The organism is Streptomyces pathocidini, from assembly GCF_001418495.1.
GTDB classification, from domain to species: Bacteria; Actinomycetota; Actinomycetes; order Streptomycetales; family Streptomycetaceae; genus Streptomyces; species Streptomyces pathocidini.
Genome location: NZ_LIQY01000058.1, coordinates 1 through 8,040, shown reverse-complemented (window position 1 = coordinate 8,040; position 8,040 = coordinate 1). Strand labels below are relative to the sequence as shown.

The 8,040-nt window shown below is 70.8% G+C and carries 6 protein-coding genes; 3 read left to right on the top strand and 3 right to left on the bottom strand.

Going from position 1 to position 8,040, the window contains the following annotated elements; translation table 11 throughout:
• Together AOK16_RS03855 and AOK16_RS03850 are read left to right on the top strand one after the other, a co-directional pair.
• The coding region (locus AOK16_RS03855) for an AMP-dependent synthetase/ligase (RefSeq protein WP_055470791.1) at positions 1-1,460 on the top strand (1,460 nt) is incomplete at its 5' end.
• Between the two features lie 104 nt (positions 1,461-1,564).
• The gene (locus tag AOK16_RS03850) at positions 1,565-3,142 is read left to right on the top strand and encodes an APC family permease (protein ID WP_079101033.1); all 1,578 of its coding nucleotides are present in this window, start codon (positions 1,565-1,567) and stop codon (positions 3,140-3,142) included.
• 219 nt (positions 3,143-3,361) lie between these two features.
• On the opposite strand, the gene AOK16_RS03845 is transcribed toward AOK16_RS03850, so the two are convergent.
• From AOK16_RS03845 to AOK16_RS03835, 3 genes are read right to left on the bottom strand one after another with little or no spacing between them, the layout of a single operon-like run.
• Positions 3,362-4,318, bottom strand: a complete 957-nt coding sequence (locus AOK16_RS03845; protein ID WP_055470790.1) for a CapA family protein — start codon at positions 4,316-4,318, stop codon at positions 3,362-3,364.
• Complete coding sequence (locus AOK16_RS03840) at positions 4,315-5,376, bottom strand: zinc-dependent alcohol dehydrogenase family protein (RefSeq protein WP_055470789.1); 1,062 nt, start codon at positions 5,374-5,376, stop codon at positions 4,315-4,317. Before AOK16_RS03840 ends, AOK16_RS03845 begins: the two co-directional genes overlap by 4 nt.
• A 4-nt stretch (positions 5,377-5,380) precedes the next feature.
• Entirely contained in the window at positions 5,381-6,256 is an 876-nt protein-coding gene (locus AOK16_RS03835) for a hypothetical protein (RefSeq protein ID WP_055470788.1), read from the bottom strand.
• A gap of 355 nt (positions 6,257-6,611) precedes the next feature.
• On the opposite strand from AOK16_RS03835, the gene AOK16_RS03830 reads away from it, so the two are divergent.
• Positions 6,612-7,742: a hypothetical protein gene (locus AOK16_RS03830; RefSeq protein WP_157859094.1), complete on the top strand. Its 1,131-nt coding sequence runs from the start codon at positions 6,612-6,614 to the stop codon at positions 7,740-7,742.
• Positions 7,743-8,040 lie beyond the last annotated feature (298 nt).

Below are 8,040 nucleotides of genomic sequence, written 5' to 3'. Positions count from 1 at the left end.
TCGGCTCGGTCGTCGACCGGCTGCCCGCGCTCGCCCGCGTCTGGCAGCTCGACGCCGGGACCGTCGAGGAGTTGGGCGCCGCGGGCGAGCGGATCGCGGACGGCGTCGTACACCGGCACCGCCTCGCCGTCACGCCCGGCGCGGTCGCCACCGTCATCTACACCTCCGGCACCACCGGCACCCCCCGCGGCTGCGTGCTCACGCACGCCAACTTCATGGCCGAGTGCGACAACCTCATCGCCCGCTGGCAGCCGATCTTCGCGTCCCACCACCATGAACAGCCCTCCACGCTCCTCTTCCTCCCGCTCGCCCACGTCTTCGGCCGCATGGTCGAGGTCGGCGCCGTGCGGGCCCGGGTGCGGCTCGGCCACCAGCCGGAGATGTCGGCCACTGCGCTGCTGCCCGACTTCGTCGCCTTCCGGCCCACGTTCGTCCTCGCCGTCCCCTATGTCTTCGAGAAGGTCTTCGCCGCCGCGCGCGCGAAGGCCGAACAGGACGGGAACCTGGGCGTGTTCGACCGGGCTGTTGAGACCGCGGTGCGCTACGCCGAGGCGCGCGAGCGCCGGTCGTTCGGCACCGGGCCCGGGCCGACCGCCGCGCTCAGGTTGCGGCACCGCTTCTTCGACCGGGTCGTCTACAGCAAGGTCCGCGCCGCGCTCGGCGGCCGGGTGCGCAACGCCGTCAGCGGCGGCTCGACCATGAGCCGCCGGCTCGGCCTCTTCTACGACGGGGCCGGGCTGACGATCTACGAGGGCTACGGCCTGACGGAGACCACCGCGGCCGCCACCGCCAACCCGCCGGGCCGGGTCCGCTACGGCACCGTCGGCCCGCCCGTACCCGGAACCGCCGTGCGCCTCACGGAGGACGGCGAGATCCTGCTGCGCGGCCCCATCGTCTTCTCCGGCTACCTCGGCGACCCCGACGGCACGGCGGCCGCGCTGTGCGACGGCTGGCTCGCCACCGGCGACCTCGGCTCCATCGACGAGGACGGCTACCTCACCATCACCGGCCGCAAGAAGGAGATCATCGTCACCGCCAGCGGCAAGAACCTCTCGCCCGTGCGCTTGGAGGAGCGCGTACGGGAGCACCCGCTGGTGGACCACTGCATCGTCCTCGGCAACGACCGGCCGTACGTGTCGGCGCTGGTCACCCTCGACCTGGAGGCCGTACGGCACTGGCTGTCGCTGCGCGGCAAGCCGCCCGTGCACGCCAGTGATCCGGCCGCCGACCCGGATCTGCGAGCCGAGGTGCGCAGGGCGATCACGGCCGCCAACACCCTGGTGTCCAAGGCCGAGTCGATCCGGACCTTCCGGATCCTCTCGACTCCTTTCACCGAGGAGAGCGGTCTGGTCACCCCCTCGCGCAAGCTCCGGCGCAGGCGGGTGGAGGAGGCCTTCGCCCGGGAGATCGAGGCGATGTACGAGGCACGCCCAACTCCCCAGGCACCTCAGGCGCGGTGAGACGGGATTGGTGCGGACCTTTGCCCGTGATCCTGTCCGACGCCTTGATCGAACCATCAGTCACTGCCATCTTCGGCACACCCCCACGCCGAAGGAGCGCCGGAATGGCCGAAAAACATGGTGACGGACGGCTTGTCGACCCGCTGGGCGCTGCCCCGAGCGGCATCGAGGACCCCTCCCATACGCCGCCCGCGGCGGCAGCGGAAGAGCGCGCCAAACTGCGCCGCGGGCTGGGCCGTGTGGATGTCGTCCTGTTCCTGATCTGCACTCTCGTAGGCCTGGACACGGTCGGATCCGTCGCCTCGTACGGCGGGCAGGCCATCACCTGGCTGCTCGTCCTCGCCGTCCTCTTCTACATCCCCTCCGCCCTCCTCACCGCCGAGCTGGGCGCCGCCTTCCCCGCGGAGGGCGGCCCGTACGTCTGGACGCGGATGGCCTTCGGCCACTACGCGGGCGCCGTCAACAACTTCCTCTACTGGGTGTCCAACCCGGTCTGGTTGGGCGGCCCCCTGGCCGTCACGGCCGTCGCCACCGTCGAGGGCTTCTACCGGAACGGCGAACCGCTCACCGGCGCCGGCTTCTACACCTTCACCTTCGCCTTCATCTGGGTCGGCGTCGCCTCCGCCGTCCTTTCTCTCAGGCTGGGCAAGTGGGTGCCGTCGCTCGGCGCGCTCGTACGGATGGTGCTGCTCGCCTTCTTCACCTTCAGCGTCGTCCTCTACGGCATCGAGCACGGTGTGCAGGGCATCGCCGCCGGCGACCTCGCGCCCAGCTGGTCGGTTTTCCTGGCGCTCGGTCCCGTGCTGCTGTTCAACTATGTCGGCTTCGACGTGGCCAGTTCGGCCGCCGAGGAGATGCACGACCCGCAGCGCGACGTTCCCTTCGGCATACTCCGCAGCGGTGCCGTGGCGATCGCCTCGTATGCGCTCCCCGTGCTCGGCATCCTGGTCGTCCTGCCCACCAGCAGCGTCAGCGGGCTCAGCGGCTTCCTCGACGCGATCCGCGCCGCCTTCACCGTCTACGGCGGCCACATCGCCCAGGACGGCACCGTCACCCTGACCGGAGCCGGTCGAGTGCTTGCCGACATCGCGGCGGGCGGGTTCATCATCGCCCTGCTGACCAGCGCCGTCCCCTGGCTGATGGGCAGCGACCGGGCGCTCGCCGTCTCCGGCTACGACGGCGCGGCGCCGCGCTGGCTGGGCGTTCTCTCCCCGCGGTTCGGCACCCCGGTGCGCGTCAATCTGCTCTCCGGCGCCATCTCCTCCGCCGTCTGCGTGCTCGCCCACGAGCTGTCGGGCAGCGCGGCCAAGTACTTCGGCGCGGTGCTCGCGCTCACCCTCTCCCTGACCCTGCTCTCGTACATCGGGATCCTCCCCTCGGCGCTCGTGTTGCGCCGCAAATACCCCAACGTGCCGCGGCCGTTCAGGGTTCCCGGCGGAATGCCCGTGCTCGTGGCGTGCACGGTGGCGACCGTCGCCCTGCTCCTGCTGGGCGCGATCACGCTCCTCTACCCAGGGTTCGCCACCGACTGGCTGGCGGGCGCGAACCCCGACGACGCCCTCCCCGAGGGCTGGTCGGGGCAGCGCCTCGCCTACACCGTCACCCAGGTCGTGCCGCTCGTGATGTTCTTCCTGATCGGCACTGGCTTCTACCTGTCGGGCCGCCGCACCCGCCGCCGGTAGGGCGGACCGGTCGGGCCTTGGGGGCTGCTCTGGTACGGGTCGGCAGCGAACGACAAAGGCCTGCCCGGTGCGACGGGGGATGCACACCGGGCAGGCACAACTCCTTTGTACCGTATGCACGAGCGGTCGCGCATCAATTCCGCGTCCGCTTTTGCGGATGGCGCGGATCAGCGTCGAGATCTGGCCACGCCGGACGCGGTCGGACGCCAAGAAGGGCGGTCACGCCCACGCGACGACCAAGCGGCCGGATTCCTCCGCCACTTCCGTGCCGAAGGCGCCGCAGGCCTCGCGGAAGCGGGCCGTGATCCAGCGGCGGTCCCTCGGCCCGGCCAGGGTGGTGCGGCAGTAGTCGAGGGCGAGCGGGACGGCCTCCAGGCGGGTGGGGCGGTGCGCCTCGTCGAAGGTGACGAGGAACAGCAGGCCCAGGTCGTTGCGCAGCCGCGGATCGGTTGCGTAGTCGTCCACGAAGTCGCCCAGGTCGAACAGGACATGGTCGTCCACGCCCTGGAAGACGTGGGCCGAGTGCCCCGCCACCAGCGTCGCGCCCGAGGCGCGGAACACCTCGGCGGCGCGGCGGACGTGCGGCACCGGATGGTCGACCATGTTCGGCCCCCAGTGCGGGGCGACGAGCGTGATGTCCGCGTCCAGGGAACCGATCTCCTCGCGGAGCCAGCCCGGCGTCCCCTCGCGCAAGTCCGCGTACGCCGTGCCCGGTTGGTCCGCCGCCGCCGCGAAGTCCGGCGGATGGTCCGCGACCGCGACCACCCCCACCCGTACGCCGCCGTGCTCCAGGACCACCGGCCGGCGGGCCGCCGCCTCGTCCGCGCCCGCGCCCACCCAGGCGATCCCCGCGTCCGACAGATGGCGGATGGTGTCGGCCAGTGCCTCGACGCCGTAGTCCAGGGCGTGGTTGTTCGCCAGCGTCACACACGTCACGCCCAGCTCCTGGAGGAACACCGTCGCCCGGGGCGGGGCGCGGAAGAAGAACGGCTTGAACGGGTCGGGCCAGGGCGCGCCCCGCGACGAGACGCAGCACTCCAGATTGAGGAGGAGCAGATCCGCCTCCCGTGCCGCGGCCACCACCTCCGGCGCGAACAGCTCCGCGGGCACGGGGGAGTTGATCTCGTCCGCCACGCGGCGGCCCAGCATCGTGTCCCCCGCCAGCGCCAGCTTCATCCCGCCCGCCCCTCCGGCACCAGGACGCCCACGCCCGTGATCCGGTCCGCGGCGAGGTCGGCCAGAGCCTGGCCGGCGCGGTCCATCGGATAGCGGGTCACCCGCACGCTCGGCTGCACCCGCGCCGCCTCCGCCAGGAACGCGCGGCCGTCCGCACGGGTGTTGGCGGTGACGCTGCGCACGGTCCGCTCCTGGAACAGGTCCCGCGCGTAGTCGAGTGGGGGGATCGCGCTGAGGTGGATGCCCGCGATCGCGAGCGTTCCGCCCCGGTCCAGCGCCTCCAGCGCCACCGGCACCAGATCGCCGGCCGGGGCGAAGAGGATCGCGGAGTCCAGCGGCTCGGGCGGCACACCGGTGCCGGTCGCGGAGGCCGCGCCCAGCTCCAGCGCGAGCCGCCGCGCCTGTGGCGCCCGGGTCACGACGTGCACCGTCGCGCCTCGGGCCACGGCGAGTTGGGCGGTCAGGTGCGCGGAGGCGCCGAAACCGTAGAGGCCGAGCCTGCCGCCCGGCGGCAACTCGGCCCGCTCCAGGGCCCGGTAGCCGATGATGCCCGCGCACAGCAGCGGCGCGGTCTCCTCGTCCGGCAGGTCCGCGGGCAGCCGGTAGACGTACCGGGAGTCGACCAGCGCGAGGTCCGCGTAGCCGCCGTCGATGTTCCAGCCCGTGTAGCGGGACTCCGGGCACAGGTTCTCCCGGCCGGCGCGGCAGTAGCGGCACACCCCGCACGTCCCCGCGAGCCAGGCGGCGCCCACCCGCTCGCCCACGGCCACGTCCCGTACGGCGGCGCCGGTCGCGGTGACGCGGCCGACGATCTCGTGCCCCGGCGTGCAGTGCGGCCGGCGTGGCGGCAGATCGCCCTCGGCGAGGTGCAGATCCGTACGGCACACCCCGCACGCGCCGACCTCCACCAGCAGCTCGTACGGGCCCGGGTCCGGAATCCGGCGCTCCACCCGGCGCATCGGGCCCGAGCCGATCGGCCCGGGCCGCTCCACGACCCACGCCGTCGTCCAGGTACCGGCCGCAGCTTCCCCGCCGAGGCCGGCGGGCAGGTCCGTCATCGCCTCACGCTCCCTCCAGCAGGTCCTCCACCGGGAAGGCCGCCGCGTGCTCGGCGGGGCGGGAGAGGAACAGATCCACGTGGTAATAGCCCGCGGACTCCTTGCCGGCCGGTGACTCGCCCGCCGCCTCGACCGCCTCGATGGCGCTGCGCTGCTCGGCCGCGTCGGCGAAGCGGCGCTGCGGGAAGGTGCGGGAGGTCGCCTTCTGCGTGACGAGCCCGTAGCGCGCCAGCACGTCCGAGATCGGGCCGTACGGCACCGTGCGGAGCACGAACGCGGCCACCCAGACCGGGCCGTCGATCTGGGGGAGGAGCTTGGCGAAGGTACGGCGGGTGACGTAGCCGACGCCCCCGGTGACCGTGATCAGCCGCACCGGCTCCAGCGCCCGGCACAGCCCGGGACTCGGGTCGCTCGTCTCCAGGTCCTGCCCGAACCCGGCGTCCACCAGCCCGGCCGAGCGGGCGTACGCGACCGCGTTGCGCGCCGCGTCCAGGCCGATGACGCGGGCGGCGGAGGGCAGGCGGCGGGCGGCGTAGAACGCCCGGTCCTCGTCGGCCAGCGCCTCGGAGGTGAGGGCGGCCGTATCGGGGGCGGTGTAGCGCTCGTAGAGGTCCCCGAGGGTGAGGTCGTGGCGAAGCAGGGCGGCGTTGACGCCGTACGAGCAGCACAGGTCCAGGACGCTCACGGGACCGTCTTCCCCGGTCACGGGGGTGTGGGCGGCGAGCAGGCGGCGGAACACGCGCTGGGCGTGGTGCGGGGTCTGGTACTCCAGCGCGCCCAGGGTGCGGAAGTAGCCGCGCGGGTCGGGCCGGTCGTAGACGTCGTCGAAGCAGGCCTTGCCGCCGTGCGGCTGGCTTTGACTGGTTTTGGTTCGGGTCATCGCGGCCCTCGCGGGTGGGGGATGGGTGATATATCCGCATTCCTCCCCTCTATGGTGCGCCCATCTCGGCGGTTCGCGAGGGCAGGGGTTCGTGTTGACCTCGGCGGGAGCCGGTGCCTTGCGGGCGGGCGGCACCGCCCTTGGTCTCGCGTCAGCCGGGGCTCGACTGCATGACTCGCACTAACGGCTAGGCGAGGTGCAACTTTCTGGGACAGAAGAAAAAGAAAGTGGACAACCACAGTTGCCTTATTCCCGGGACGTTCCTCTGCCGTTGACGCGAACAGCCCCAGGTGACCTGTGAAGCTTTGGAGCACGACTTCAAGTCAACGAAACCGAAGAGAATAGGTTTGTTAAAATGCTCCGTTCTTCCCGCGTGAAGGCCGCGGCCATCGCGGTTTCAGCTCTCGCAGTGGGCTCCGTGTTCAATGCCATCCCTGCTGCCGCGGCGGACGAGGTGTCCATCGTTTCTGCCGATGACATCACCACCCTGGGTGGGTCCACCAAGTTCGCTGCCGGGATTGACAGTGAATTCCGCTACGACGGCGTGATTCGCGTGCCGAGCGGCATGCAGATCACTGATCTGTACTTCGAGGACGACGGCGATGGCCTTGTCGACCAGCGGGTGACCATCGTAAATGGCCACGAAGACATGACCACCGGCGACACCGGCCGGATCGTCAGCCGCACCGAGGACGGCGCATACGACCTGATCACCTTCAGCATCCAGGGCGACCTCGGGGGCGGGAAGAACGACAACCGGTTCGCGGGACTTGAGTCCACGGGCGGTCACGGCATCGGCATCAAGGTGGTGCTGGTCGACGAGCAGCAGGTGAGGCAGGAGGTCACCAAGGCTGATGCGCTGTCCGTCACCGCCTACAACTGGGAGACCGCCGGAGACAAGGCGCGGCCGCTGACCCGGCTTCCGTATGACACCAAGTGGGGCGGTACCCCCAACAGTGCGGCAGGCTTCGGGTACATCACGGAGGATGGCAAGGTTCCGGGGGACCTGTACATCCTGCACGCGCTCAACCAGCGAATTGGTAAGAACACCGGCGTCTGTGATGTCACTGACGAGGCCTACTACCAGTTTGTTCGTGAGGACGGGACTCCGTCCAGCCTGACCCCGAACCCGGTGAAGGTCGACGTCACCGGTATGGGAAACAACAACGGCGACTACGACAAGTACGCCCAGGCGACCCGCCTGGATGACCTGCAGTTCCCGGAGGCCGACAAGGGCGGCTACTACAAGTTCCTCGTGTGGCCGCAGGCCAAGAACTCCGACGGCACTGCCTGCAACCAGACCTGGGAAGCCGGCAAGGTTGACCAGGCATTCCAGGTCGGCAGCGTCTTCTACGACTACGTCCCCGAGGTCGAGGAGCCGGTCGACGTGCCTCTGGTGGCCCCGGCAATCGCTCTGGGTGCTGGCCTGGCAGCGGCCGGTGGCGGCTTCCTGATCCGTCGGAACCGGAACCGCGCTGAGGCCTGACCTACGGTGAGGTTGTGACACGCGCCTGTTAGTGAGGGTGTGCAGACACTGGAGTCTGCACACCCTCACTTTGTTGCGCTGCCGGAGCAGTGCAGCGATCAGAGCAGTGCAGCGACGGGATACACGTGAACCGAGGCCCGCTGCCGTGTCCTCCGTCCAGTCGACGCCGGATGTTCCGTCCAGTCGACGAAAGACACACGGGAACCCGGGCCGCGATGCGACGATCGGCCGCATGCACGTGCTGATACTCGGCGGGACCGGTGACGCTCGGCGGCTGGCCGAGGCGCTGGTGGGAGGG